The organism is Nitrospira tepida, from assembly GCF_947241125.1.
Taxonomy (GTDB): domain Bacteria; phylum Nitrospirota; class Nitrospiria; order Nitrospirales; family Nitrospiraceae; genus Nitrospira_G; species Nitrospira_G tepida.
Map to the genome: position 1 here is coordinate 3,758,584 of NZ_OX365700.1, position 26,684 is coordinate 3,785,267.

Here is a 26,684-nt window from a genome sequence, read left to right on the forward strand (position 1 = left end):
TTGCTTGAATCAGGAACCGGCCCGCTCAGCAAGAGGACGAGGGGCCGGCATACTCGAAGTAGTTGTCCCGCGTTTCGACCACGCCCACCTTGGCCAGCTTTCCGTTGGGGATCGCCTCATGAAGGATTTCCCAGATCAGCCGCGCCAGGTTCTCTCCCGTCGTCGTGATCTGGGTAAAGGCGGGGTCGCGGTTCAAATCCTGATGATCGAAGCGCCGAACTACCCGCTCGGTCACCACCCGATCCAGCCCCTCCAGATCGAGGCTCCGTCCCGTAGCCGGGTCGATGGGGCCACCCACCGTCACGTACACGACATAGTTGTGCCCATGGCCGTTCGGATTGTTGCATTTGCCGAACACCCGCCGATTCTCCTCCTCGGAAAGCTGGTCCGTATGCAACCGATGGGCTGCGCTGAAACGGTATCGTCGCGTCACGCTGGCCGCCTGTGCCATGTAATTCTCCCGGGATGAAAAAGGCCGGTCCCCTCACCAAGAGCGAGACCGGCCACGAACCCGCGACGTCAAGATTGCACTCGGCTGGCACGCGTCAGCGCTCAAGCGCTGAACGAGCTGCCGCACCCGCAGGTCGTCTTGGCCTGCGGATTCTTCACGGCAAAGCCGGAACCCTGAAGGCTATCGACATAATCCACTTCGGCGCCGGACAGCAGCGGCGCGCTCTGGGGATCGAGGATGACTTGAATTCCGTTCTTTTCGATCACGGTGTCGTCCTCCCCGATCTTGTTCTCGAACGCCATCCCGTATTGGTAGCCGTGGCATCCGCCTCCGCGCACATAGACCCGAAGGCCCACCACATCCTTCTCCTCCAGCATCAGTTCCTTGATCTTATTCGCAGCCACATCCGTGACGGTAATCATCTGGGTTCCTCCTTACCGGGTTAGCATATACATAGAGACTTCTAGATTAAATTGCACGACTGATCGACGATCTGCACACTCGCCGCTTCCGAAGGACGCTCCCACTTGTGCAACGGCACCCGCACCACCACATCACCCATCACCCGCGCCTGACAGCCCAACCGATGCCAGGGTTCGCTCAGCCCCTCGCGATCGAGCAGGTCCTGCTCGTCGAAATCGATCTCCGACAACCGATCGCTTCCCGATTGGACCTCCACCCGGCAGGTCGTACAGGAAGCATTCCCTCCGCAATCGTGAGTCAAGGGAAAGCCGAGCAGTTCGGCCGCTTCCAAGATGGTCACGTTGCGCGGAACCTCTCCGCTTTTTCCATCGGGATGAAGAAAGGTAATCTGTGGCATCGGACTCACCCGTTGACCGGCGTTATGCCGACCCTGCCGTGACCGGCGCCGGTTGATAAGGACATCGCTGGAGTCGGATATGGGCTTCAAATTCGTCCTGAAACAGCTTCAGGGCACTTTGAACGAGCACGGCCGCGCCGGTCACGAGCGTGCAGTAGCCTGTTCCCTTCACAAAGCCCGCGATCTGCAATAACGTGTCCAAATCCTTTTGTGTCCCTTCGCCCGCCTCAATCTTCGTCATGAGCGACGCCAGGTTGATGGTGCCCATCCGGCAAGATGGACATTGGCCGCAGCTTTCTCCCTTGAAGAAATTGGAAAAATGGAGCGTCTTGGCCACCATACACGTGGCGTCATCGACCACGATGACGCCGGCCGACCCGAGGCCCGTGCCGGCTTTCTTGAGGGAGTCAAAATCCATCTGCAAATCCAACTGATCCGCCGTCACCATTGGAAAGGCCGGGCCGCCGGGGAAGACGGCCTTGACCTTCCGGCCGTTGGGAACCCCGCCCCCACATCGCTCAACCAAATCCCGGAGAGGTGTGCCGAGGGGCAACTCATAGATACCGGGACGAGTGACCGCGCCGCTCAGCGAGAAGAGCATCGTCCCCGGACATTTCTCGGTGCCCACTTCATTAAACCAGCTCGCTCCTTTCCTCAGGATGAGCGGGATGTTGCACAGGGTCTCCACATTGTTGACGAGCGTGGGCTTCCCGTAAAGTCCGAAGTCGGTCGGGTAAAACGGAGGCTTCTGCCGCGGCATCGCCGGACGGCCCTGCATGGATTCGAGCATCGCCGTTTCTTCACCGGCCACGTAGCTGCCCTGCCCGGAGAAGACTTCGAGGTCGAGATCACGCCCGGAGCCGAACACATTCTTTCCGATGTATCCCTTCTCGCGCGCCTGTGCGAGAGCCTTCTGTAGATTTTCCTGCTCCTCATGGTATTCGTGGTTGACGTACAGGAAGGAAGCCTTGGCGCCGACCGTATAGGACGCAATCAAGCACCCTTCAATCAACTGGTGCGGGGCGTGCTTGAGGAGATGCCGGTCCTTGAACGTGCCCGGCTCATGTTCGCCGGCGTTGCAGACGAAATACCGTTCCTTGACCCGGTGGTTGAGCACCTTATCCCACTTGACCCCGGTCGGGAACCCGGCTCCCCCGCGACCGCGCAAGCCGGAGCGCTTGATCTCCTCGACAATCTCCTGGGGCTTGGAGTCGGCCACGCACTTTCTCCACGCTTCATACCCGCCTGTCTTGGCATAGGCGACCAGGTCCCACGCCGGCCCCTCAAGCGACCGCAGCACTCGTCCTTCTTGCTGGTTCATGTTCATGATGCTGGCTCGTGATCGGCCGGCCCCAGGCCGACGCGTAACTATACGGTTCTACGCGGGAAGCCGTCAAGCAACCGGCCCGGTGTGGGGCTCAATTTCGGCTCAAGTGGCCCAGTCGCCCCAAGGAAACAGGGAGAGGCGCTGGGCCTTTCAGGGAAGGACCCGACTGGACGGCCACGGAAATTCTGATGGAAATTCTATTTGATATGGCTTCCGGCTCCCATGAAGAACAGCATGGGGATCGAGAGCATGAAGTTCACCCGGGAGGCCAGCAATGCCGTCCGCCCCCAGGCGGCCATCTCCGGCGGCGGCGGCGGACCACCGGCCGCAGCCTGGGAGACCGCGGCGATGATTTTCTTCTGATTCGGCCAAATGATCGCGTGCACGTTCGCCATCATGATGATCCCCAGCAACCCGCCGATGCCAAGCGCGTAGGCTCCCGTGCCCCCCTTGGAATAGAGCCAGAAGTAAAGGACGAGCCCGGCCAGCACTGTGACGGTCGCGCCGTGACGGAACCAGTTCAAGGCCGCAGGCATGAGCTTCGGGATCACAATGTTCTTTGTCGGTCCGTCCAGGCTTTTCAGGAACGCCGCGTTGATCAGGTTGAAAAAGTACAACAGGCCGATCCAGGTGATGCCGGCGAGGAAGTGCACCCAGCGGAACAGGATGCCCAGCCAATCCGCCTCCCCCGCTCCCACGCCTGCCATCCCCAGAAACACGACTATCAACACGACCGAGAGGCCGAGGCCGGCCCACAGGGTCTGATAGGGATCTTCGAGAAACTTCATCGCGCCACCGCCTTTCCGGTTAAGTACTTGACCGCAGTCTGTACCCCAAGCTCATCCACAATGTCAAGCCGCGGCCTTCAGAATCGGCAGCCTCACGCCATCAGGCGATCCACCGCATCGCACAATTCGCGGACGGCACGGGCGGAGGTGTTCAGCGCCGCCCGCTCGTCGGCCGAGAGATCGAATTCGACGATCCGCTCGGCGCCGCCCTTGCCGAGTTGCACCGGCACGCCCACGATGTCCCGCAACCCGTATTCGCCTTCGCATTTGACCGAGCAGGGCAGGATGCGTTTGTGGTCCTTCACGATGGCTTCCACCATCTCGACGGCCGAGGCCGACGGGGCATAGTACGCGCTGCCCGTCTTCAGCAAGTTGACGATCTCCGCTCCCCCGTCCTGCGTGCGTTTGACCAGGGCCTCGAGCCGGTCCTTGGGCAGCCATTCGGTGATCGAACGTCCGGCCACGGTGGTATGGCGCAGGAGCGGCACCATCGTATCGCCATGCCCTCCCAGCACGATCGCGTGGATCTCGGCGGGAGAGACGCCCAACTCCAGCGAAATGAACCGCCGGAATCGCGCCGAGTCCAGAATGCCGGCCATGCCCAGCACGCGGTGTCGAGGAAACCGGCTCACCTTCAAGGCCACGTGGACCATCGCATCCAGCGGATTGGTCACCATCACCAGATAGGCCTGCGGCGACCGGGCGACGATGTGCTCCACCACGCCTTTGACGATCCGGGCGTTGGTGGAGAGCAGTTCATCCCGGCTCATGCCGGGTTTCCTGGCAATACCGGAGGTGATGACGGCGACCGCCGATCCGCCGGTCTCCTCATAATTGTTGGCGCCGGTCACGAGCGCGTCATGGCCATAGACCGCGCCTGCCTGCATCAAATCCAGCGCTTTGCCCTGCGGCATACCCTCGACCACGTCCACCAGCACCACGTCATAGCAATTCCGTTCGGCCAACCGCTGGGCGACCGTCCCTCCGACATTGCCCGCTCCCACCACCGTGATTTTCGGTCGCATATGAACCTCTCCGTCAATCGTCATTCGTCATAGGTGAATCGTGGTTCAGCCGGCTGACGATTGACGAGTGACCATTGACGCGTTCCTTTTAGTGCTGCTCGTGCTCCGTCCAGCCCGCCACCTTGAAATTGATCGTGCACACGAAGTTCTCGCCGTCGTAGAAATTCACCTTGATTTTTTTCTTCCCGTACCGCTGCGCCAAAAACGCCTCCGGCGCGTCGATCAAGCCTTGATACGTGCCCGGCTCGAAAGCACCGAGTTCGACAAACGTGACGATCATTCCGCTCTTCACTTCCTGAAGAATCTTGGCCCAACAGCGAGGATAAACTTCCCAGAATTTGGCGTCGATTTCCTCGCGGGTCGGCTCGCGCCGTTCTTCCCCGGGCTTCACATCGCGGTTGGCAAACTTGGCCAGGCGCCGGACGTAGGGATACTGCTGGCCGGTAAACAGCTTATAGACCCACTGGGGCACATCTCGCTTGGTCGCGTCAGCGGTCATCTAGTCACTGGTCCTTCTTCGCCATCGGCGCAGAGTTCATTTTTCGAACGCCCCTTATGCCGTCAAACGGTGATACACCCGCGGCAACCGTTCCGGCAAGCCCTTAACTTCGTCAATGACGACATAGCGCACGTCTCCATACATGCGGCGCAGATAACCCTCCGCCTCCCGGTCCACCGTGATGCAGAAGGGCACGATCCCCTTGGCGGTCGCTTCGCGGAGCGCCATCTTCGTATCCTCAATCGCATAGTCCTCGGCATAGTGGTCGTCCAGCGGCCGCCCATCGCTGATCAGCACGAGCAATTGCACCCGCGCGTCGGTGGCCGTGAGCTTGGCCGCCGCATGCCGGATCGCCGCCCCGTCACGGTTCTGGTGCATCGGCTGCACCGCCCCGATGCGGCCGGCGACCCGGGACCGGCTCTCTTCTTCAAAGTCCTTGAGCACCACAAACTCCACATCCTGCCTGCCCCGTCCGGAGAATCCATAGAGCGCGTATTGATCGCCGATGGCCTCCAGCGCCTCGCAGAGCAAGACCAGCCCGGCCTTCTCGACATCAATGACCCTGCGACCGTCCGCCGCGATCTGCCGGCCGGTCGAACCGCTGAGATCCACCAGAAAGGCCACGGCCACGCTGCGGTCCCGCCGATCGCGTCGGATGTACAGGCGATCCGACGGGTCCGTGCCAGCCGCGAGATCGGCGCGCAAGGCGACGGCGGCGTCCAAATCTACATCATCCCCATGGCTCTGCCCCCGAACCTGCCGGAGCGCCGGCGGACGGATGCCCTCGAAATACCGCCGCAGCACGCGAATGGCCGCCCCATGTTCGTTCAAGACCGCTTCGACAAAATCCGCGTCTTCCGAGGTCTGCCGTTGCTCCCGCACGAGACACCATCGCGCACGATAATCCCGGATCATGCCGTCCCATTCATCGTACTGATAGGTCCCGGCCTCGTCCGGCCCCGGCTCCCAGCGGGGCCGCCGTTGATCTTCAAGGGCGACCAGTTCATCGGCCGAGCGATCGGGCGCCGCCTGTCGGCCCGACAGGTCCTGTTCGGCCCGTGCCACCTCACGAAGCCGGCCGTCGGCTGAGCGCCGGCTTGCTGTTCCGGCCTCACGTCCTCCCGCCTCATCCTCCTGCGGCACAAGCTGGGCGCCTTTGCTCGACTCATTTGCTTGCTGCCCCCCAGCCCCGATGAATTCCGGCTGCATCCCGCCGCGATAGTGCCAATTGTCGATCGGTTGGTAGGTCTCGGTGAGGACTTCAGAGGCTTGGGGCCCTCCGGCCATCTGCTCCGTAGAATTCTCCTGCGAACGATTCTCCGGGGCTTCGCTCGACGGCAAGGCAGCCGCGCTCAGGCGCTCGTCCATCCTCACATAGACCTGGTCGATGATTCGGAGGACATCGGCGGCCGTCACCTGCTCCGCCAACACCGAGCGGCCGAGCGACCAACATTCGGTCACAGCCTCCTGAATCGCGTCAGGGATCATGACGTCCGACAACCCGCTTGATGTGAGCAACAGCGCATCGAGCACCAGCTCACGCACCGACATGCCGTGCGTCAGCGAGCGCAGGGACAGCGCCGCCTTGGCCGCCGCATCAAGCTCAGCCCGCAGGCCTGGATACTCGGCGCGCAGTCTCGCTTCAACCCTGGCATCCTCAAGAATGGTCCAGAGGTCCCGGATGACGCCAGGTTGAGGATAGAGGGCGAAGAAATCGGCCAGCGTATGCGGGGTTGACTTCGCGATCCGCGACGACCGGCCGTACCGGGCCGCGACGGTCTCAACCAACTCGCCCAGTTCCGCCAGATCCAGGTCGTAGGTGCCAAATTCGAGATGGCCGGCTTCATGCGCGACCATCACCACGTACGCTCGCCGGTTGGCCTCCCGATCCGCCTCGCGGCGCATCACCGGCGGCACGAAGATGGTTCGGCCGTCCGGACTGACGGTGGCGCGGGCGCGGGTCTTCGCCTTCTGTCCGCTCGTATGTGGTTCCGCTGCCTCATCCGGCAACGGCTCGACCCTCACGGCCTTGCCACAGAGCGCCTGTGCGAACAGGGTCAGCGACCGCGCCACCTGGCGCAGCGGCACACCGTTCTGGGCTTCCTCCAATGCAACCAAGGCCTTGCTGGTCTCCAACGAGAAATAGGCCCTCGCCCCTTCCACGCTGTAGGCCAACACCTCCATGCCGCTCTTGAACCAGTCCTCAAACACCTTCCAGGCACGGTCGTCCGCTCCAATCAACCCAGCCAGGCTTGCGCAACGGCGCAAATAAGCCTGTGCGACGATCGCATCCCGTTCCGCAACCAACAGGCCGTACTGCAACATGCGGGGCTGCCAGTCGATCGGAATCTGTTGCAGTAATGCCGGGGCTTCGGCCAAGACCTCCACCGCCAATTGCGGGTCCTGCTCGGCCAGCGCGCCGGCCATCCGGACGGTGAGCCGTCGCGCGGTCGCAGCCGAAATCTCTTCCAAGAGCGCCGGGGTTGTGCGGAAGAACTCCAAGGTCGCCATGTAATCGGGCTTGCCGAACTGATTGATCGTCACCAGCTTGAGCCCCAGGCCGGTCCAGCTTCGCAGGTCTTCCACCTCCATGATCTTGGCGATCTTCGGACTCTCTCGGAAAAACTCGCCGCCGAGCACATAGTTCACGTCGCTCAGCTCAAGCCCGTGATCGACCCATTTCACCATCTGTTCGTGAGGCATCAGCCCCACCAATTCCGGCGCCACCCGCAGGAACTCGAGCGTCATCCCGGGATCTCGTTCGGCCAGCTCCAGGCCCATCGTCAGCACACGCACGCGATCGTCTCGGGACGAGATCAACCCCAAGAGCAAGGGACTCTCCTTGGCATACTTGAGCGCCGAGGCGCCGGAGGACTCGGCCATCCCGACCGCCAGATCGAGCCAGGAGCTCAGATCATCCAGCCCCGCGCGGCGGTGCAGCTCGGGCAGGGCCTCGATCACCGCACGGGCCGCCTTAGGAGACAGGTCCTCCAGTTCCTGGACCAAGGCCGTGACGGCCGGCACCAGCCCCAACCGCTCGATTTCAGCCATGAGCAGGGCGACATGCGCAGCATCCAGAGAGGCTGCCAGGTGTCGCGTCAGCCGATCGCGCAATGAGTCCTCTGAAAAAGCCATCTGGCGTGGTTCTCCATGTTCCTGTGGGCCTGCGCCGGGAGGGAAAGGAAGCGATTGTAAAGGAGGGCATTTCGCTTGTAAACTGCGAGGCTCGCGTCGCACGAGCACACAGGCTGCACAACGAAGAGGCCACCGACCATGGCGGAACCAACCCAAGCCAGTCTCGACAAGATGTGGAAGTTCGCAAAGGGTTTCGCGGAGAAGAGCGGGACGACCTTTCATCCGACCCCGGCCGTCACGGAGGCCGTGATCAAGGGCCTGGCGGCCCATGTGGATGAGCTCGGCAAGCCGCTCTGTCCTTGCAACTTCTACCAGGACAAGCAGGCCGAGGCGAAGCTCCGGCGCTGGATCTGCGCCTGCGACGAAATGCAGATCTACAAATACTGCCACTGCCTCCTGTTCGTAAACGAGGAGGGCATGCCGATCACGGAGTACCTGCCGGAAGATCACGAAGGGCGTCAGGTCTACGGCCTCATCCCCGACCCCACTCCCGCCAAAGGCCGCGCGCTGAAGCACAAGGCCGCGCACCAGCCAACCTCGTCTTCACTAGAGCACGGAAGGAAATAAGCAAAGCGCTTTCTTCATTCAGCGCGTCGGGCAGCCTCAATCCTTCCGCGACAGCACTTTTTGAACTTGATGCTGCTCCCACAGAAACAAGGTTCATTGGCACCGGGAAGTTTGGATCCAGACATCGGGAAAGAGAACACATCCTCCCTAATCAGAGCCTCCATATTAGGGTCCTGGTGCCATTCTCCACTAAACCATACGGCGCCATGGAAGAGCCGCACACTATCTGGAAGGTGAATACCAAAACCTATGCTCTTCTTTGCGCGTCGCCGATATTTCTCCAAAAGAGCTCTATGAACAGTAGCCTGCCGTAACTTATCCAAAGGCAAATCGCGTGATGCAATAAGGGAGATCACCAGGTCGTCTAGAGCAATGGTATTTCGACAGAGTTTCCCGGATGAGGGTACCTGCTTTCTGATTTCATCAAACATTCTTGCTAGCGTTCTGAGAGCAGGATAAGACAAATCCAACAAGGAAAAGGCAATCCATCGAGCATCTTGATTTGCAAAGCGCCCCTGCAACTCTCTGAAGATCCTCTTCACCTGGATAGGAATCTCAAACTCGATCGTTGGGCATTCCGTCCTATCCCCTCGACGGAATTGCATCACACGATCGAATTTGTCCTCAAAGCCAAGAAAGGTTGCCATGTTGTGCATGCCTTTCTTCGGCCTCACATCGAGATCATCGAGACGAAGTCGATTCTGCAGATATGCGCCAAAAAGGGACAACTCATCACCGAGCACCTCCACGGGTCCTTTCTCCAGTGCCGTCCTACGCTCAACATAGTGAAGAAAAGCGTCAGGACCAGGACAAAATTCCGTTATGGTATCCAAGTCCGCAATGGAAGTTGAGTATGGGTATTCGTGATCCTGAAACAGCCCGAGCGGTGCCAATGCGGATAACCTGGTGGCCGCGATGGATAAGTGATGAAGGCTGACCGTCATCAAGTATGTTTTTTTGACCTCGTCCTTTCTTATGACTAGTTGCCTTCCAGTTTTTGTCTCAGTCAACGTGGCCTCTTGAACACTGCTGATATGCCTGGCTGCTCGCCTTGCCTGCTCAAATGCATCCTCAAGGTTCCGTTCTAAATCGGTGCGCAGCCGCCCAAGGTCACCCATCTGAGATTCGAACCGGAAATTACGTGCCTTCGCCTCACAGAGAATCAGAAACGGTGCCCAATATACGGCCAGGTCCAGTTCAGCCGTTCCTCCAGCTTTATCTGGATCCGGATACGCGAGTCCCCGAAAGACATGTTCCTTGGCGAATAGGCGATTGAAGTGGGCTTCGGCCTCCTCCTCAAGCCATTTGGCTTTCCATTTTGAGTAGACGTCGCAAAAATCGCATTCTGACTGTGCGACATTGTCAAACGCGTTCCACAACTGGTCGAGGGCATTTGATAGGTCACACAGCAAGAGGCGGTTTCCGCCTAAGACAAAGAGGGGGCGCTTCATCATCTCCACCGGAGATTGCATTTTTACAATGTCGACGTTGGTGCAGCCGATAAGCCTGATCAACGATTGCCACTCCTGCATCGTGGGTGATGGGTCGATCGGAATATCACTCTGGGACACCGGGATGAATGAGCAGTCTGTATTGAGAAGCGCCCGTGTGCACTCGGCCCATGCGGCATGCTTGGCAGTAGGGTACTTCCGGACGAATTCGATCTCGGCTAAGTTCAAGCCTTTCCGACGCCTCTTATGAATCTCCTTCCACCGCTCTCTTCCTCTGAGGGAAGCTTCGCCAATTCCTTGGTACCACTCGCTGGCGCGGGCTTCCTGTGTTTGTATGATTTTAGTTAGCAACTGGCTGGCACGTTTGGGGCCTATGCCGACGCGAGCGAGAAAAACTCCTTCGAAGCGCCCTTGAATTTCCGCAAGCTCTCTCTGAGTCTGCTCAGGGTAGGCGGACCCCCTGACGACGGACGTGTGCATCTGAAACATGCGTGAGACAAACTGAGCATTATCGTGTGGGACATCCCCCCACGACTTGAACATCTCCGCACTCCTATTGGAATTGAATAGTCTGTCTAGGGCGGATAGGCCCCGCTCAAGGTGCTGGGCCGAGATTGCGGTGTTTGTTGATGTCCCAAACAACGGGATTAGCCCGCATTATTCATGACAGTTCGTCGCGAAATTGCGGAGTCGCCAGGCGAGACGGGCGCACGGAGCCGCGAGGAAGGGAGGCAGACTTGAAACAGTCTGTTGACCGACCGAGCGGCGAGTCCGCCCGGCAACATGCCGCCGAAGCCGCATGTTGGCTTGTCGCAGCGGCGAATCCACAATTGCAGCAGAAGTGCCCATGAATAATGCGGGTTAGGTGATAGGCTAACAGCTCAATCTGTGCGGGCACGGTGTCGTGAGATGAGTCCCTGTAACTATCAATGGGAACCGTGCTCAGATGAATACATATTTGAACGAACAGCCGCTCCGCATCTACCTCACGCCCCAATTCGTGAAGTTCACGTCTTGCTCTTTCTGCTTCATGGAGAGCTTCTGCCGAGATCTGTTCAACCGTCTCTTTGTTGAGTTGACGAATTGTTTGTGATGACATTTTTTCAGGCAAGTTGGTCTGAGGGCAGGTGTCTTGATTAGCCTAACAGCTCATGGCGAGCATCAGCTGTTGCTCCTTCCACTTGCCTACCCTCTACCATATCGGTGAGGTGGAAGGGCTGGCCCACGTGCGCGCCTCCAACGAGCACCGCCCGCTTTGATGAAACTACAACTGATTTTGTGTGCGCGTTGGGCGAGCACAGCGGCTAGTCCTTCTACCTCACCGTTCGGCATTATTCTCACTGCCATCCGCTCACCTCATACCCCTTCTCCACGAGACAGCGATTCACGACGTTCACATAGGCCTGGTTGGGCGCGGACGAGCCGAACATCCAACTGAACAACCCGCTGAAGAGGCCCCAGACGAACCCCGACACGGCGCCCACCGCCGCGCCGATGCCCGGGTCGCCCGCAATCGCACCGCCCACGGCTCCCCCTGCCGCACCAGCCCCGGCTCCAATCACCGCGCTGCCGGCCGCACGGCCGGCCGCGCCGCTTCCCTCCTCGGCTCCGGCCTGCTCGGCGACTTCCCGACAATCCTCGATGTCCCTTTCCGCCGCCTCTTCCCCCACCGACTTTAAATGGCCGTTCGGATAGAGAATCGGTTTCGGGCCGGAACAACCGGGCAGGCCGCTGAGCAACAACCAGACGCAAAGCAGGCTCACGCCCCTCGACTGCGAATGCGCCGCGTTCGTCATAACCGCAATTTTTCGGCCACGGATTGAGCCGACAGGCCCTTGAGCAGAATCTGTTTTCGCCTCGCGGATGCCCCTGAACGAATCACGATCGCCCCAGCCGGCACACCGCAACGCTCGGCCAGAAACCGAATCAGCGCCTCGTTGGCCGCGCCCTCCACCGGCGGCGCCGCCACCCTTATCTTCAGCGCGTCACCATATGGCCCGACACATTCGGTGCGCGGCGCGTTCGGCTGCACGTGGACCGTCAGCACCGCCCCTTGAGCGGTGTCGTGGATGAACCCGGTGCTCATGAGAACCGGCGAAGGGAATCAGAGGAGACGCACGGTCTCGCGAAGTTCTTGGAGACGTTTGGCGAATAAATCGAGGTGCGCGACCCGCATGCCTTGGTCGTGCCGTTGCTTCCACAGGCGTTTGAAGACGGCCCAGAGTTCCTGCTTCAGGGTCACCGCCTTGGCATAGGTGACCGTCTTGGCCTGCTGCTCGGTCACGCCGCAGAAGGACTGGTCCAGGGCATGGACCTGATTGTGGAGATCGTCCATGGCAGCCTGGTAGGTGGTGGGATCGAGCGCGGCCTTGGCACTGGCTTCAAGCATCGTCGTGAGGTTCTCGATTGTCTGAACCCCGGTCGTCCCCTTGGCCTGGGTCAGGTAATGGTCGGCTTTGGGATAGAAGAGGTAGCTGCATCCGGAGAGGCTCAGCGCGAGGACGGCGGCGATGACATAACTCATTCGGCGCATGGCGGCCTCCGTTGGTCTCAAAACACCGCCTTGATCAACTCGCCGATCGTGCGCTGCATATCCGCATCGTCAGTAATGGGGCGGGCGACCGAGACCTCGCAGGCACGCCCCGGCTCCACGCCCTGCCGGATCAACGTGCCGGCATAGACCAGCAGCCTGGTGCTGACCCCTTCTTCAAGCCCGTGATGTTTCAAGTTGCGGACCTTCTCGCCCAGTTTGACGAGCGCGCGCGCCACCTCGCCCGTCACGCCGGCCTCGCGCTCGATGATGCGGGTTTCGACGGCCGGCGCGGGGTAGTCGAATTCGATCGCGACGAACCGCTGCTTGGTGCTCTGCTTCAGATCCTTGAGCACGCTTTGATAGCCGGGATTGTAGGAGATCACCAGGAGAAACTCGTCGACCGCTTCGATGATTTGGCCTTTCTTCTCGATCGGCAGCAGGCGCCGGTCATCGGTCAAGGGATGGATGATGACGGTGGTATCCTTCCTCGCCTCGACGATCTCGTCCAGATAGACGATCGCGCCATGTTTCACGCCCAAGGTAAGCGGACCGTCGATCCAGACCGTTTCCTGCCCGCGCAGAAGATACCGGCCCACGAGGTCCGAGGCGGTGAGGTCCTCGTGGCAGGCAACCGTGATGAGTGGCCGTCCGAGCCGATAGGCCATGTGCTGCACGAACCGCGTCTTCCCGCAGCCGGTCGGTCCCTTGAGCATGACCGGCATGCGATTCTGCGCGGCGGTCGTAAAGAGTCCCACTTCGCCTTGCGACTCGACGTAGAAGGGCTCCTGGTCGATCCTATATCGCTCGATCTCAAACTCGCGGCCTTTGTTGGTCATGGCGTGATCACTTAACAACGATAGATGGCCCGGCCTCGCCTGCGACTGGCAGCACCTTAAACGGAAGACAGCGGGAAGATCAAGGGAGTTGGCGCCACCGCCAAGAGCGAGGAGACAGGAGCGAGGAGAGCGAGCAGAACGGCCGGCGGTCAGGCGATGGCTTTGGCGGCGAGAGCAGGCCGATCCAATACTTCCCGGACCTTCTGCGCCAGCTCCTGGGGGGCGAACGGCTTCTGAAGGAGCGTGGCATTAGCCCGCACCCCTCCCTTGGCAAACACCGGATGGTCGGGATACCCGGACATGTAGAGCACCTTCATCTCCGGGCGGGCCAAGCAGAGCTTCTCCGCCACCTCCGGTCCGCTCATTTGGGGCATGACGACATCTGTCAGCAGCAGGTGGATCGGACCGAGATGCTTGGCCCCGGTCAAGAGGGCCTCGATGCCGTGCCGGGCCAGCAGCACCGAATAGCCGTGCATCCGCAATGTCTCCTGGACGAGGTAGCGGACGGCCGGTTCGTCCTCCACCACCAGCACGGTCTCCTTTCCGCGCACCTCCGACTGCAGCCCGCCGTTTGATTCGGCGACCGAATCCGCCTCCTCCACGCGCGGAAAATAGATTCGGAAGGTCGCCCCTTCGCCCGGCATGCTGTCCACCTCGATATGCCCGCCGGTCTGCTTCACGATGCCGTAGACGGTCGAAAGACCGAGTCCCGTGCCCTTGCCCTTTTCCTTCGTCGTAAAAAAGGGCTCGAAGATATGCGACCGAATCTCGGGGTCCATGCCGCAACCGGTGTCCTGGATGGTCAAAAGCACATAGGCGCCCGGCTCCAGCATGACGGGGGCAAGGCGGTGCCGCTTGTCGATCGTCACATTGGCAGTCGAAACCGTGAGTTTGCCGCCGTCCGGCATGGCATCGTGCGAGTTGACCGCCAGGTTCATGATGACCTGCTCGATCTGCGTCGGATCGGCCTTGATCTTGCCGAGCGAGGGGGCGAGCACCGTGCCGAGTTCGACGAGATCTTCCCCGATCAAGCGGCGCAACATGCCGTCCATGCCGGAGATCACTTCGTTCAGGTCCAGGACCTTGGTGGAGACAAATTGGCGCCGGCTGAAGGCCAGAAGCTGATGCGTGAGTCCCGCGGCCCGGTCTCCCGCCTTCTTCACCTCTTCGACCTCTTTGCGCATGGGATCGTCCGGCTGCAAGCGGCTGATGATGAGTTCGCAATACCCCCGGATGACCGTCAGCAGGTTGTTGAAGTCATGCGCGATGCCTCCCGCCAGCCGGCCCACCGCCTCCATTTTCTGGCTCTGCCGCAACTGCTCTTCCGTCTGCCGGAGCGCCTCCTCGGCCCGCAGCCGCTCGATCAATTGTCCAATGCGGAATCCGAAATCCGCCGCCATCTTCAGCAGTTCCTCGTCCGGCTCGCGCACTTCGACCGCATACAGCTCGATCACGCCGTGGATCTCATTGCCGACCCGGATGGGGAACCCGAAGGCCCCGTGCAGACCGGCCTGGAATGCGGAGGACCGGCGGGGAAAGTTGGGATCTGTCGTGACGTCCGAGATCCAGGCCGGCTTGCCGGCCGCCCAGATGCGCCCGGGCAGGCCGTTGCCGACGGTGAACCCCAGCCGCCACGTCTCCCCGACGAATTCTTCCGCAATACCCGGCGCCGACACACGAATGTCGAAACAGTTGAGCCGTTGATTCGGCTTGTCCAGCATCCACCAGACGCCGACCGACCATCCCAAATGGTCGCAGATGGCCTGGAGGATCCTCGGACAAATGTCCTGGATCGACTTGGCTTCCGCCAGAATCTGCGTGATGGCAAACTGTGCGGCCAGCCGTTGTTCGGTCCGCCGGCGCTCGGTGATGTCGCGCACGAACACGCTGAAGATGTGCGTATGCCCGATCAAGGACGGGGAAACGGTCAGCTCGACCGGAAACTCCCGCCCGTTTTTCCGACAAGCCGTGGTTTCGACCCGCTTGTTCAGAAAGGCGCCCTCGCCCGTCGTGAGAAACCGATGCAACCCTTGCTGATACAACTCCCGATATTGGGGGGGAATGATCGTCTCGGCGAGCTGCCGTCCCATCGCCTCGGCGCGGGTCCAGCCAAACAGCCGGACCGCCTGGGTATTCCACTCCGTGACCAGGCCGTCGGCGTCCATGCTGATCACGGCATCCAACGCCGTATCCACCACGGCCTTGACGCGCTGTTGGCCCTGGAGGAGCGCGGACTCGGCGGCGCGCGCGCACTGGCTCTCATATCGGGCCTGGACACATTCCCGCTGGAGCCGCCGGGCGGACCAGAAGAGCAGGCCGAGCGCCGGCAACCCGACCGCCGCGCTCGCCAGGCCCAGCTTCCAGAGCACGCCATGAATCGGCGTCAAAATGTCGCTGCGGTCTCTCCGCAACAGAATGGACCAGCCATAGCCTTTGAATTCTCCGAACCCCTGGGTCTGCGCATACCCGGTCACGACCGGCACGTGCCGCCGCAGATGCTCCTCCTGCACATAGCCCGGCTTTCCCATCAGGCTCAGGAGCGCCGAAGGGAGTCCCTTCTCCCGAAGATTGATGGGGGCATGGTGGGTCCCCGAATCGATGAACACGTCTCCGGAACGGGACATGAATTGATATTCGAGCGTCCCGGAGAAATCCTCGTTCGCCTCCATCGCCCGAAGCGTGCGGGTCAGCAGGTCTTCCAACATACTGACCCCGATGCGGCCGGTCACCACCCCCAAGAATTCTCCCTTAGGTCCGATAATGGGCGCGGTAAGGGAGCCGGCTTCCTGCCCCTGGATCTCCTGATGAGCCGTCACCTCTCCGACGTGAATCCGTTTTTGGTCGCGGCTGATTCGGAACCAATCCGCCTTTCCGTATTCCAACCCGACCGTCTTGGGATCGGTGGCGGCAATGACCCGTCCATGGGCATCGGTCACGCCCAGCCAGGTATAGACCGGGCTGTAGGACCGTCTCATCCACTCAATATAGTCGTTCATATAGGCCCGATCGCCCATTCTGGTGCTGAGGACACGCGCCGTGATGCCGACATCGCCATATCGCTCGAACAACAGACGATCGAGCTTGTCGGTGATCTCGGCGGCGGCCAACGCGAGACTTTCCCCGGCGGTTTCGACCAGCCGTGACTCCACATACCGGAGCCCCAGCGTGACGGTCGTCAAGGCCACCACGGCCAAGGCAATGATCAGAAAGAGGAGCCATCGGTAGGGCTTGGGCGGCGAGGTCTCTGACTGTTTGAGCAGCGGCATTTACGGCTCTTGCACGATGGAGGTTTGGACCAGATGGATCGGATGATAGGCCTGCTTGGATCGCGCCAGGCTCGGCAAGCCGAACGCGTCCATCGTATTGATGAACCGATAGCCCTGTGCAAGCGCCGCGCGAACGCTTTCCCGAAAGACATACTCCGCCAATCCGGGCATGGATCGGTCGGTAATTTCAGCCAGCACGCACCAGACCTCTTTGGCCAAGGCACCGCCGAAGGTATAGGCGCGGATACGGCCATCGATCCACACCACATGGCCGGTTAGACCCAACGGTTCCGCATCCGCCAGCAACCTCATGTGGAAGCGGCGGCTGTCCTCCAGGCAATATCGGGCTGATTCATCTTGGGCCTGGCGCGACTTACAGTCCTGCCATTCTTGGCAGAGGGCCATGCAGTCCGGCGCATCCGTGGATTGATAGGGAGCCATGGTGGCCTGCTGATGGGCACGGCAAAACTGATTGTAGGATGCGCGCTGCGACTTATAGGCGTCGCCCTGGAGGTCGACCAGATCGCTCGCCCGGTAGAGATATTCCGGCTCTTTCGAGACGACTCGATAGCCCCAGGCTTCCAGCTCGGCTTTCCATGAAGCCGGAACCGATTCGATGCGGGTCACCGCGGAGTGGCCATTGCGCCGGTTCATCCAGGAGAAGAGCGTCGCGATCAGGGTCCTGTTCGGACCGGAGCCTGCTCCAAGCGGCGGCGCCGGCATGAAGATGCCATCGGGGGATTCGGCAAACAAACAGAGGGAGCCGTCCACCTCCGCCCAGCAATAGTTCAGCAACTCACGCCAGAGGTAATGGTTCGCGAACAGCCACGCCGAGGGCAGAACCTCCGGCGGAAGGCGGGTCGCCCGAGCCGCCGTCTCGAAGCGACGGCGATCGGCCAGCTCTAAGGGCTTGATGGGCAGGTCCCGCCGGGAAACGGACAGCCTCGCGGTCAAGGCCGGCAGGGATTGCAGCACGACCACGTCTTCCTGAAACCGGGTCACTAACGACGGGTGCCGCTCGAACATCGCCAGCACCGCTTCCTGCTCGAGGTAGCGGGCCGTCTCGGCCACATGCTCGCGGAACGCGGCCTGTTCCGGAAGGAGGGCCTGGCTGTCGAAGAGAAAGGGACACTTCATGTCCCACCCCAGTAGGATTTCCCGGTGAGCCTGGTCCCACATCACGGCCAAGGGATAGAGCCGGCAATCCAACGGCCGGACCTCATAGATCCGGCAATGGTGCGTCGCCGCGTCGAAGGCCGGACAGACATAGCCCTCGCCGGCCGGATGGGGCTGCACCTCGATCTGGCAGCCGGCGTGATCGCCGAAGGCAGAGGGCGAAAGCCCACGACCGACGGCGGCCCGGATCTCATCGCCGGTGAAATAGGGCCGCAAGAAACTGTCGGCCTCGGGGAAGCGGCAGCAGACCTCGCAGGCGAGACAGACCCGGCTTGGCACATACTGTCCGATCCGTTCGATCTGAATCAGTTCGCCGGCCCGCGGTTCCACGCTGGATGAGGGAGCCATAAGACGCATCCGATGAAGCGGAGGCCAATTGTAGCACCGTTTCCAAGAAGCTCCTAATGTTTCGCGCAACCGCTTGGACCCCGCCCCAAACGCGGGTTTTCTTGACCGCCGGTCCTCCGGCTGAAATACTGCCGTGAGCCACGGTCTTTCCGCAAGCACCGGCATGGACGGGAACCAATCACCTAAGCACCAGTACGATCCAGGTAGCCTGCTCGATTCCCAGCCGACCATCATCTCCGTGATCGCGCCGGCCACGCACCGGGTCGTGTTCCAAAACAAGACCTCCCGGGAGAAGTTCGGCGACCTCTCCGCGCGCACCTGTTACGAAGCCATCGCCAACTGCGCGGCCCCCTGCTCGTTCTGCAGGATGCCGGAAGCTGTCGCCACCGGCGCCCTGACCGCCAGCGAAGTGCCGTTGTCCGACGACCAGCACCTATTGGTTCAATGGGCCAGAGTGGAGACCAGCGACGGGCAGGCGCATGTCGTGGAGACGATCACCGACATCACGGCCCTCAAACGGCAGGAGCGCGAGCACCAACTGCTCATCCGACAATTGAAGCAGACCAACCGCGATCTCGTGGAGGTCAACCAGCAACTGCACGACCGGTCCACGCGCGACGGGCTGACCGGCCTGTACAACCACTCGTATTTCCAATCCCTGCTCTCCTCCTTGATCGCTCAGGCCCAGCGCACCGGTTCGTCCGTCTCGCTCCTCTTTCTCGACCTCGACGACTTTAAGGTGATCAACGACTCGTTCGGCCATGCCACCGGAGATCAGGTCTTGCGCGAGATCGGAGGCCTGCTCGACGGCCAGTACCGGGCCGGCGACGGGAGGCGGGTCCGCCGCGCCAGCGACGTGGCGGCCCGATACGGCGGCGAGGAGTTCGCCTTGATTCTGCCGAACACCGATCTGCCGGGCGCGCTGGTCGTGGCCGAACTGCTGCGCCATCGCGTGACAACCCTGTCTTCCCTGCCCGAACTGGCCCCGTTGGATCGGTCGGCCCACAGGCTGAGCTGGAGCATCGGCGTCGCCGCCTACCCGCTCCATGCGGTGAGCGCCGCCGATCTGCTGGCGGCGGCGGACGCGGCCGTCTACGCGGCGAAAACCGCCGGGAAGAATTGCATCCGTGTCGCCGAGGCGAAGCGGCTCAGCGATCGGACTGGGCGGTAGCCGGCGCGATCGAACGCGGCACACCGGGCGCGTTCTCCTCGCGTGCTGCGCTCCCATCCCCTTGAGTGCCCGCCGGTGCCATGCTACGATGACTTCCAGTCGGCTTATCACTGAGGCAGTCTGATCCGCATGATTCGCCGGGACCTCAGCATCCGAACCCAAGGGGAGACTCCGCGGGAGACCTCGCATTGGCACTCGTGCACCATTGGCCGGAGCAGCCAGCCACGGACGCTGCCTCCCATCGCTGCTCCGCAATTCGCCGCCAACTGATCCGCGCAGGCTTGTGGTCCGTCTCATCCTCGAACGGAGAGGCGACGGGTTTCACCTCGCACTGGAGAGTTGCAACGACGCCGTTTTGGCTGACCCCGGATGACCTGGCGTTTTTCTCCGATCTCGGCGGACGCCTGCTGTCGTTCTACCGAGCCCTCAATCGCCTCTACTTCGAGAGCGTGAGGGGCTCGCAGCCCCCGTGGGTGGCATCCTATCTCGATCAGGGCAAGCCCGAATCCCTGGTGGTCTACAGCAGGATGAATCGGTTCCGCCAAGCTCTACCCGCCGTCATCCGACCGGATGTGCTGCCGACGGATCACGGCATGGTCATCACGGAGCTCGACTCGGTCCCCGGCGGCATCGGCGTGACCGCGGCGCTGACGCGCTTCTATGAGGAGGCGGCGCCGCGCGAATGGAATTGGATCGGCGGCGCGTCCGGCATGATCGGCCGGTTTGGCGACATGCTGCGGCATCAGATCGGCGCACGAACCGGGATCGTGGCCATCGTTGTCTCGGATGAGGCGAAGGAGTACCGTCCGGAAATGGAGTGGGCGGCCGACCGGCTGCGAGCGGGAGGATTGGACACAACCTGCATCCATCCGCGCGACCTTCGGTTTACCGAGGAAGGGTTTCGCGCGCAGATCGGGGCGGAAGAGCGCCCGGTGGCCGCGGTCTACCGCTTCTTTGAATTATTCGACCTGAAGAACATTCCCAAGGTCGAGCTGCTCATGTACGGAGCCAAGAAGGACCTGGTGGAGGTGACGCCTCCGTTCAAGCCGGCCCTGGAGGAAAAATTGGCCTTCGCGCTGTTGCACCATCCCCTGCTGACGCCGTTCTGGGAGCGGGAGTTGGGGGAGGACCTCTATCGATCGCTCCAATCGCTGATGCCCCAGACCTGGGTCCTGGACCCCAGTCCGATCCCGCCGACCGCCGTGATTCCCAATCTCATCCTCGGCGGGCGGCCGCTGGCCGATTGGCGATCGCTGGCCAAGGCAGGGCAAAAGGAACGCCGGTATGTCCTGAAGCCGTCGGGATTTTCCGAACAGGCCTGGGGCAGCCGCGGCGTCTCGGTGGGGCACGACCTCCCGCAGGCAGAGTGGGAAGCGGCGCTCGATCGCGCGATGGCCTCGTTTCCACAGACTCCGCATGTCCTCCAGGTGTTTCACAAGAGTCGGTCCGGCCACGTCACCTATCAGGACTCCGACAGCGGCGAGATCCGATCCATGACGGGGCGGGCTCGCCTGTGTCCCTACTACTTCGTGGTGGAGGGACGGGCCGAGTTGGGCGGAATCCTCGCCACCGTCACCCCGGCGGAGAAAAAAGTCATTCACGGGATGCAGGACGCCGTCATGGTGCCCTGCGCCGTCGCCCCCGTCACGTAAAAGAGGGTTTTCAATGGCTCTGACGCTCTACCACGTCCACTGGTGTCCGGACTGTATCGAGGTTCGGGATAAACTCGACTCTCTGGGACTGCCCTACGAGAGCGTCGTGGTGCCGGATTTCCGACCGATGCGAAAGCAGGTGTTCGAGGTTTCCGGACAGTATTTCGTGCCGGTCCTCAAGGACGGGGAAACCGTGTTGACCGAGACGGATGAGATTGTGGCGTATCTCGATCGGCTGCGCGCGACCACCGGACCATGAAGATCGACCGGCCGCAACCCCGCGCGAGCAGGCGATGCATCTGAGCCAAAGGAGCCGTCGTGGAAGAGTGGAGACGCATTCTCGCTGACAGCCTGGTCAAGCCGAAGCAGCTCGCCGAACGGTTCGGTCTGGATGCCGAGGAACTCGAGGCCGTCGTCGGGCCTTACCCGATGCGCATCACGCCGACGGTGCTGGCCACGATCAAGGAAAAGGGGGACGCGATCTGGAAACAGGTCGTTCCCGATACGGTCGAGCTGGCCGACGCGGAGGCGGAGGATGATCCGCTCGAAGAGGACCTGATGAGTCCGGTGCCGCATCTGGTCCACCGGTATCCGGACCGGGTGCTCCTGATGGTGACCAACCAGTGCCCGATCTACTGCCGCTTCTGCACGCGCAAGCGGCTCGTGGGCAAACCCGGGTTCCTCAAGAAAGGCGAGTTGGATCGGGCCATCGCCTACCTGCGGGACCATACGGAAGTCCGGGACGTCATCCTCTCAGGCGGCGATCCGCTGCTGCTGCCGGACCATCTGCTCGAGCGCATCCTGAAAGCGCTGCGGACGATTCCGCATCTGGAGCTGATCCGGATCGGTTCGCGCGTGCCCGGCACCTTGCCGGAACGGATCACGCCCAGGCTCTGCGAGATGCTTAAGAAGTATCATCCGTTTTACATGAACCTCCATTTCAACCATCCTGACGAGCTGACCCCCGAAGTCAAGCGGGCCTGCGGCCTGTTGGCCGACGCGGGGATTCCCCTGGGCGCCCAGACGGTGCTGCTCAAGGGCGTGAACGACGATCCCGAGGTCATGAAACGGCTGATGCACCAGTTGCTTCTGGCCCGCGTGAAGCCCTATTACCTCTATCAGGCCGACCTGACCAAAGGCACCAATCACTTCAGGACCACCGTGGAAACCGGCATGCAGATCATCAAGGCGCTCCAAGGCCATACAAGCGGCATGGCGGTCCCCCACTTCGTCATCGACGCGCCGGGCGGAGGCGGCAAGATTCCCGTGCTCCCGTCCGACTATCTGGTGCACATGGATGAGGACGGGGTCGTCCTGCAAAACTACGAGCAGAAGACCTTCCACTACCCGCAACCTTCCGCCAACGGGAAGCGAGAACTGCCGATGGTGGGCGCCTATGCCGCATCCTCCTCCACGCGGGACGGCTACGCCTCTTGCGGAGACAGCCATACCGGCAAACTCGACGGTTTTGCCGCCTGGGGAAACAGTTGCGGGGGGGATTACGACGACCTGTGACGACCAGAGCTCGCCAGTCCGGCATTCTCCCCTATCAGCAGATCAGGCAGCTCATGGCGAGGGGCGCCATCACCGCCGCCCTGCCGATCGAAGATCGGCAGGTCCAGCCGGCGAGTCTGGACCTCCGCTTGGGCGCCAAGGCCTACCGCCTGCTGGCCAGCTTCCTTCCCGAGCAGACGGAGATCACCAGCCGCCTGAACGTGCTGGATTTCTACCAGTCCGACCTCGTGATGTACGAGATGGACCTCACGGAGGGGGCGATCCTGGAGAAGGGGCACGTGTATCTCGTGCCCTTGCTGGAGCGGCTTAACCTGCCTCCCACGCTGCGGGCCAGAGCCAACCCCAAGAGCACGACCGGCCGCCTTGATATTTTCACCAGGGTCGTCACCGACCTGAATACCGGCTACGATGAAATCCGCGCCGGCTATCGCGGCCCGCTATACCTCGAAGTCGTGCCGCGCTCGTTCACGATCAAGGTCAAGACCGGCCAATCCCTCAATCAGATCCGCTTTGTGCAAGGCCGGGTCACGATGTCCGACGCACAACTGCTGCAGCAACATCGAGCAGACCCGCTGGTCTACCACAACCTCGCCTCCGCCACGCCGCTCGGCCCTCGCGAGCTGCGGCTGGACCGTGGCCTGTTTCTGCGCATCGACTTAAAGGGCGTGGAGCGGGACGATCAGCCGATCATCGGCTATCGGGCCAAGAAGAACAGCCACGTGATCGACCTTTCCAAAGTCGGCCACTATCGCGCCGTGGATTTTTGGGAGCCGATCAAGCGCCGGAAGGAAGGCAGCCTGTTGCTGGAGCCGGAGGAGTTCTACATCCTGGCCTCGAAGGAACGGGTCCGGGTTCCCCCCGGTTATGCGGCGGAGATGGTCGCCTATGAGGCCGCCTGCGGTGAGCTGCGGACGCATTATGCCGGGTTCTTCGACCCGGGATTCGGCTACGGCGGCAAGGGCGAGGTGCTCGGCACGCAAGTGGTGCTGGAAGTCCGGCCGCACGACGTGCCCTTCCTGATCCACGATGGACAAACCTTCTTCAAGGTTGTATATGACAGGATGCTCAACGCCCCCAGTCACGTCTACGGCATGGCCCTGGGCTCTTCCTATCAGCGCCAAACCCTGACCCTGAGCAAACATTTTAAGGTCTAACGATTTCGATGACGGACGATTCACCGCCGGACGGCGGACGCCAGACATCCGGCCCCAAGAAACCGCGGCGCGTGCCCGAGCACCAGAACGTGATCGGGCTGATGATCGGGACGGCCCTGATGTTCCTCGGCTTCTTGACCGTGCTGCTCTCCATCAGCGGCGGGTTCGAAATCGACGTCAAGCCGATCCTGCTCTATTTCGGCGGGCTCGCGATTTGGGCCAACGCCACCGTCGAAAACGTCACCGTGCGCTATCTGGTCATGGGCGGCGCAATCACCGCCGGCCTGGCCTTCTTCCACTTCGGCGAGGTGCTGTTCTGGCACAAGCAGGTCATCTTCTGGGGGACCGTCATCCTCGTCTCCTATTTCATGTTCAAGACGAGCACCCCAGGGGAATAGATAATAGCCCTGGATCGCTAGAGACCACGGATAAAAGCAGGCTCCAGCAGGATGTTCAAAAAGACCGTCCAGCGCGGCCGCAGCAAGCAAAGAAACGAGGCATACTCTTTTCGGTATGTCGAGTTTCTGAGCGTCGCGAGAACAAAGCTGGCGGGCTTTTTCAACGTCCTGCCGAACACAACATGACCATCACCGTGGTCATGCCCGTGCTGAATGAAGCGCAGGCCCTGGCCGTCACCCTTCCCCACACCCTCTCGCTCGGCTTTGACGAATTGATCCTCGTAGACGGCGGCAGCACCGACGGCACCATCGAACGGGCGCAAGCGGCTGTCGCAACCCGTTCGCCCCATCACGGTCCATGCTCCCTGACGATCATCGAGGCGCTCGCCGGCCGCGCCGGCCAACTGAACGCCGGCGCCGCGGCGGCGCAGGGTAAGGTGCTGTTGTTTCTCCACGCAGACACGCTCCTGCCGAGCGACGCCCGGCGCGAGATCACAAAGGCCCTCGCCGATCCCTCAGTCGTGGCGGGACGGTTCGACGTCCGCTTCGACCGCGACACGTTGCTGAGCCGCACCATCGCCCGGATGATGAACCTGCGCTCGCGCTGGACCGGCATGATGACCGGCGATCAGGCGCTGTTCCTCCGAAGCGAGACATTCCGCTCCCTCGGAGGGTTCGCCGCGATCCCGCTCATGGAAGACCTCGAGCTCAGCCGCCGGCTGAAACACATGGGGAAGGTGGCATCCCTTCGCGCCCAAGTCGTGACCTCCTATCGCCGCTGGGCCCATTGCGGTCCGATCCGGACTATTGTAAGGATGTGGGGCCTCCGGCTGTTGTATTGGCTGGGCGTGAGTCCGCACCGGCTGGCCCGTTACTACCGGCCCGTTCGCTGAACGGCATCATCCATGACGCTACCGCCGCGCACAGGATCGAGCGGATCATCTCGTCATACCACCTCATCGCGCCGCGCGGAGGCCGCGTTGGTTCTCTTCGCCAAAGCTCCCATCGCAGGCCAGGTCAAGACGAGGCTCTGCCCGCCGCTCACCCCCGATGAGGCGGCCAGTCTTCACGGCAGCTTCGTGCTCGACAGTTTGGAGCGGAGCAAGGCGGCGATCCAGCAGCAGAAGCTGTCTCTCGATCGCATCCTGGCCTGCGCGCCCTCGGCCGCTCATGCGTTCTTCAAAATTCTCGGCGAGCGCCATGGAGTCCGGCTGATCGATCAGGTGGGAGACGATCTCGGAGCCAGAATGGACCAGGCCGCGTCAACCCTGTTTGCCGAGGGCTATCGCCGCCTGCTGATCGTCGGCACGGACCTCCCGTCGCTCCCACTCTCGACCTATCGGGACGCGCTCGCACAACTGGACCGCCATCCGGTCGTGCTGGGCCCGGCCCTGGACGGAGGCTATTATCTGTTGGGGCTCACGCAGCCGGCGCCCGAATTATTTGATCGGATCCCCTGGTCCACCGCTGAGGCGCTGAAGGCCACGCTGGCCCGCGCCGAAGCGGCCGGGCTCTCGGTGGGGCAGCTCCAATCTTGGCGGGACGCTGATACGATCGAGGATCTCCGATTCATCATTCAGGAAGCGAAACAAGACGAGCGACGGCCTAAACCGCAACGGCAGTTCTCCGCGCGGACCGCCGGCGCGTTGCAATTGATCGGCCAACGGTTACAGGCCCGCGCACAATAAGTCACGGAGGAGTTTCCATGTCAGCAAAAGTCGCCGCCATCCCGGGAGGAGCCAAGGGCATCGGAAGGGACATCGCGCTGGAACTGGCTTCGCAGGGCTGGCAGGTGGCCATCTGTTATCGCAACAGCGAACAAGCGGCGAAGGCCACCTGCGACGAGATCGTCAAGCGCGGCGGCCAGGCCTTTTTGCTCCAAGCCGATGTGGCGCAGGTCGAGGCGGCGCGGAGGTTCGTGCAGGAGGTGGAGCAGCGCTGGGGCAGGATCGATGCGTTGATCCACTGCGCCGGTCCCTATCACCGGATCAAGCTGTTCGACGAGACGCCGCAGGGCTGGAATGACATGTTCGCCGGCAACCTCCATTCCCTGTTCTATGTGGCGCAGGCAGCCGTGCCAGGCATGATCCAGCGCAAAAGCGGGCGGATCGTCACGTTCAGCATGGCCAACGCCGACCAGATGGTGTCGCAGCCGGACGTGACGGCCCACTATATCGCCAAGGCCGGGGTCCTGATCCTCACCCGTACGCTCGCCAAGCTGCTGGCGCCGCACGGGATCACCGTCAACGCCGTCTCGCCGGGCTTCATCGACTCCGGCAGCGCCCCGCCGGAGGAACTGGCCGGCATGACCAAACGGATTCCCGCCGGCTACATCGGCCAGGTCGGCGACATCACAGCCGCCGTGCGCTACCTCCTCTCGGACGAAGCCCGGTACGTCAACGGTGCGAATCTGCAGATCAGCGGGGCCTGGGGAATATAAGGGGGGCAGGGCGCAGCAGGTCTGTCTCTTCACTCGCAGACCGCGCACCCACACGACCATCATAATTTCTGGTGAAGGGCGGTGCCGGGGGACCTGTTGCTCACCTATTGCAACGGGTCGGGATGCGCGCAG

At 61.8% G+C, this 26,684-nt stretch carries 25 protein-coding genes; 10 read left to right on the top strand and 15 right to left on the bottom strand.

The window, feature by feature from the left end; translation table 11 throughout:
* Positions 1-25 precede the first annotated feature (25 nt).
* The 8 genes from QWI75_RS17770 to QWI75_RS17805 form a co-directional block, all read right to left on the bottom strand.
* Positions 26-451 (bottom strand): 6-carboxytetrahydropterin synthase, encoded by a 426-nt coding sequence (locus QWI75_RS17770; protein WP_289270281.1) that lies wholly within the window; start codon positions 449-451, stop codon positions 26-28.
* 101 nt (positions 452-552) lie between these two features.
* Entirely contained in the window at positions 553-873 is a 321-nt protein-coding gene (gene erpA / locus QWI75_RS17775; RefSeq protein WP_289270283.1) for an iron-sulfur cluster insertion protein ErpA, read from the bottom strand.
* A gap of 41 nt (positions 874-914) precedes the next feature.
* Positions 915-1,271, bottom strand: coding sequence for a 2Fe-2S iron-sulfur cluster-binding protein (locus QWI75_RS17780; RefSeq protein WP_289270285.1), 357 nt, complete (start codon positions 1,269-1,271; stop codon positions 915-917).
* A gap of 22 nt (positions 1,272-1,293) precedes the next feature.
* On the bottom strand, positions 1,294-2,598 hold the full coding sequence (gene nuoF / locus QWI75_RS17785) for an NADH-quinone oxidoreductase subunit NuoF (RefSeq protein ID WP_289270288.1): 1,305 nt from the start codon (positions 2,596-2,598) through the stop codon (positions 1,294-1,296).
* Positions 2,599-2,795: 197 nt separating this feature from the next.
* Positions 2,796-3,386 (bottom strand): urate hydroxylase PuuD, encoded by a 591-nt coding sequence (locus QWI75_RS17790; protein WP_289270290.1) that lies wholly within the window; start codon positions 3,384-3,386, stop codon positions 2,796-2,798.
* Positions 3,387-3,478: 92 nt separating this feature from the next.
* Positions 3,479-4,411, bottom strand: a complete 933-nt coding sequence (mdh, locus tag QWI75_RS17795) for a malate dehydrogenase (protein ID WP_289270292.1) — start codon at positions 4,409-4,411, stop codon at positions 3,479-3,481.
* Positions 4,412-4,499: 88 nt separating this feature from the next.
* On the bottom strand, positions 4,500-4,910 hold the full coding sequence (locus QWI75_RS17800; protein ID WP_289270295.1) for a hypothetical protein: 411 nt from the start codon (positions 4,908-4,910) through the stop codon (positions 4,500-4,502).
* A 54-nt stretch (positions 4,911-4,964) separates the two neighbouring features.
* Complete coding sequence (locus tag QWI75_RS17805; protein WP_289270297.1) at positions 4,965-8,045, bottom strand: nitric oxide reductase activation protein NorD; 3,081 nt, start codon at positions 8,043-8,045, stop codon at positions 4,965-4,967.
* Positions 8,046-8,183: 138 nt separating this feature from the next.
* Here QWI75_RS17805 and QWI75_RS17810 point away from each other — a divergent pair, with 138 nt between their 5' ends.
* Positions 8,184-8,612 carry a ferredoxin-thioredoxin reductase catalytic domain-containing protein gene (locus tag QWI75_RS17810; RefSeq protein ID WP_289270299.1) on the top strand — a complete coding sequence of 143 codons (429 nt, stop codon included), beginning with the start codon at positions 8,184-8,186 and terminating at the stop codon, positions 8,610-8,612.
* Positions 8,613-8,626: 14 nt separating this feature from the next.
* Here QWI75_RS17810 and QWI75_RS17815 read toward each other — a convergent pair whose 3' ends face one another.
* The 7 genes from QWI75_RS17815 to QWI75_RS17845 form a co-directional block, all read right to left on the bottom strand.
* On the bottom strand, positions 8,627-10,606 hold the full coding sequence (locus QWI75_RS17815) for an SEC-C metal-binding domain-containing protein (protein ID WP_289270301.1): 1,980 nt from the start codon (positions 10,604-10,606) through the stop codon (positions 8,627-8,629).
* Between the two features lie 794 nt (positions 10,607-11,400).
* Positions 11,401-11,859, bottom strand: coding sequence for a glycine zipper family protein (locus QWI75_RS17820; protein ID WP_289270303.1), 459 nt, complete (start codon positions 11,857-11,859; stop codon positions 11,401-11,403).
* Complete coding sequence (locus QWI75_RS17825) at positions 11,856-12,149, bottom strand: DUF167 domain-containing protein (protein WP_289270305.1); 294 nt, start codon at positions 12,147-12,149, stop codon at positions 11,856-11,858. The genes QWI75_RS17820 and QWI75_RS17825 overlap by 4 nt, the downstream gene beginning before the upstream one ends.
* Before the next feature lie 18 nt (positions 12,150-12,167).
* Positions 12,168-12,596, bottom strand: a complete 429-nt coding sequence (locus tag QWI75_RS17830; RefSeq protein WP_289270307.1) for a hypothetical protein — start codon at positions 12,594-12,596, stop codon at positions 12,168-12,170.
* A 17-nt stretch (positions 12,597-12,613) separates the two neighbouring features.
* Complete coding sequence (locus tag QWI75_RS17835; protein WP_289270308.1) at positions 12,614-13,432, bottom strand: CbbQ/NirQ/NorQ/GpvN family protein; 819 nt, start codon at positions 13,430-13,432, stop codon at positions 12,614-12,616.
* A gap of 149 nt (positions 13,433-13,581) precedes the next feature.
* Entirely contained in the window at positions 13,582-16,698 is a 3,117-nt protein-coding gene (locus QWI75_RS17840; RefSeq protein WP_289270310.1) for an ATP-binding protein, read from the bottom strand.
* Positions 16,699-18,222, bottom strand: coding sequence for a phosphatidylglycerol lysyltransferase domain-containing protein (locus tag QWI75_RS17845; protein ID WP_289270312.1), 1,524 nt, complete (start codon positions 18,220-18,222; stop codon positions 16,699-16,701).
* 163 nt (positions 18,223-18,385) lie between these two features.
* On the opposite strand from QWI75_RS17845, the gene QWI75_RS17850 reads away from it, so the two are divergent.
* The 9 genes from QWI75_RS17850 to QWI75_RS17890 all read left to right on the top strand — a co-directional run bounded on the left by QWI75_RS17850 (position 18,386) and on the right by QWI75_RS17890 (position 26,552).
* A complete protein-coding gene (locus QWI75_RS17850) occupies positions 18,386-19,393 on the top strand; it encodes a sensor domain-containing diguanylate cyclase (RefSeq protein ID WP_289270314.1) in 1,008 nt (335 codons plus the stop codon).
* A gap of 197 nt (positions 19,394-19,590) precedes the next feature.
* On the top strand, positions 19,591-21,045 hold the full coding sequence (locus QWI75_RS17855) for a hypothetical protein (protein ID WP_370693650.1): 1,455 nt from the start codon (positions 19,591-19,593) through the stop codon (positions 21,043-21,045).
* A 13-nt stretch (positions 21,046-21,058) separates the two neighbouring features.
* Entirely contained in the window at positions 21,059-21,304 is a 246-nt protein-coding gene (locus QWI75_RS17860) for a glutaredoxin family protein (protein ID WP_289270318.1), read from the top strand.
* 59 nt (positions 21,305-21,363) lie between these two features.
* The gene (locus QWI75_RS17865) at positions 21,364-22,560 is read left to right on the top strand and encodes a KamA family radical SAM protein (RefSeq protein WP_289270319.1); all 1,197 of its coding nucleotides are present in this window, start codon (positions 21,364-21,366) and stop codon (positions 22,558-22,560) included.
* Positions 22,557-23,714, top strand: a complete 1,158-nt coding sequence (locus tag QWI75_RS17870; protein WP_289270321.1) for a 2'-deoxycytidine 5'-triphosphate deaminase — start codon at positions 22,557-22,559, stop codon at positions 23,712-23,714. The genes QWI75_RS17865 and QWI75_RS17870 overlap by 4 nt, the downstream gene beginning before the upstream one ends.
* Before the next feature lie 8 nt (positions 23,715-23,722).
* A complete protein-coding gene (locus QWI75_RS17875; RefSeq protein ID WP_289270323.1) occupies positions 23,723-24,112 on the top strand; it encodes a hypothetical protein in 390 nt (129 codons plus the stop codon).
* Positions 24,113-24,294: 182 nt separating this feature from the next.
* Complete coding sequence (locus QWI75_RS17880) at positions 24,295-25,005, top strand: TIGR04283 family arsenosugar biosynthesis glycosyltransferase (protein WP_289270324.1); 711 nt, start codon at positions 24,295-24,297, stop codon at positions 25,003-25,005.
* 87 nt (positions 25,006-25,092) lie between these two features.
* The gene (locus QWI75_RS17885) at positions 25,093-25,800 is read left to right on the top strand and encodes a TIGR04282 family arsenosugar biosynthesis glycosyltransferase (protein WP_289270326.1); all 708 of its coding nucleotides are present in this window, start codon (positions 25,093-25,095) and stop codon (positions 25,798-25,800) included.
* Positions 25,801-25,817: 17 nt separating this feature from the next.
* The gene (locus QWI75_RS17890) at positions 25,818-26,552 is read left to right on the top strand and encodes an SDR family NAD(P)-dependent oxidoreductase (RefSeq protein ID WP_289270328.1); all 735 of its coding nucleotides are present in this window, start codon (positions 25,818-25,820) and stop codon (positions 26,550-26,552) included.
* Positions 26,553-26,684: the final 132 nt, after the last annotated feature.